General features: G+C 37.8%; 1 protein-coding gene. It reads left to right on the plus strand.

The genetic code is table 11. The annotated features are described in order from the left end of the window. On the plus strand, nt 1-1,015 hold a 1,015-nt coding region (locus HMPREF3237_RS09110), incomplete at both ends, for an SspB-related isopeptide-forming adhesin (RefSeq protein ID WP_306806732.1).

Consider the following 1,015-nt stretch of genomic DNA (forward strand, 5'->3'; position numbering starts at 1 on the left):
AAGTTCCAACCAGAGAAATACGTTGTTTCTAAAGCGAAATTCGATATTACAGGTACTAAGCTCGCTGATGACGATTCTGAGTTGACAGATAAATATGGTGAAACAAACGCGAATCCATACGCGGATAATACCATCAATAATGAAGTGGAAAATTTAAATACTAAGACTGTTGAACGTGGTTCTAAATTAGTTTACCAAGTATGGTTGGATACAACTAAATTTGATGCTGCTAACAAGGACAACATCCAAACAGTTGGTATCTCAGATAACTATGATGAAGCTAAATTAAATCTTAATGCAGCTGACATCAAAGCCTACGACTCTGTAACAGGTGCAGAAGTAACTGATAAATTCGATATCGCTGTAAATGATGGTGTGATTACTGCAACCCTTAAAGATGGCTTCACGAAGTCACTTGGTGACGCAGAAAACACACAAGTGATCGATACAACTAAATTCGAATTCGGACGTTACTACAAGTTCGATATCCCAACAACAGTGAAAGCTGATGTTCCTGGTGGTGTAGACATCGAGAATAGTGCGGCTCAAGTAGTAAACTACTACAACCCAACGACTAAAAAAGTTGAAAAACCAAGCAAACCAACTGAAAAACGTGTAAACAACGTCCCAATTCAAATTGAACTTGACTTCAAGAAAGCTCTTGCAGGTCGTCAATTGAAAGCGAATGAGTTTACTTTCCAATTATTAGACGATGATGAATTCAATGTTCTTGAAACAGCAACTAATGATAAGGATGGTAAGATTAAATTCACTAGCCTTAAATACACAAACAATGATCTCGGTGTTTACCGTTACAAAGTAGTAGAAGTTGCTGGTACAGACTCAACCGTTACGTATGACAATATGAAGGCTGTTGTAACAGTCACTGTTTCTCATGATGGTACAGCTAAAGCTTTAGTTGCTAAGGTCGGAGATATTGCCGATAAAGAATTTAATAACACAGTTCGCCCTCCAGAAGAGCCTAAGTTCCAACCAGAGAAATACGTTGTTTCTA

The sequence above is a fragment of the Streptococcus sp. HMSC34B10 genome (assembly GCF_001839505.1).
Lineage (GTDB): Bacteria > Bacillota > Bacilli > Lactobacillales > Streptococcaceae > Streptococcus > Streptococcus peroris.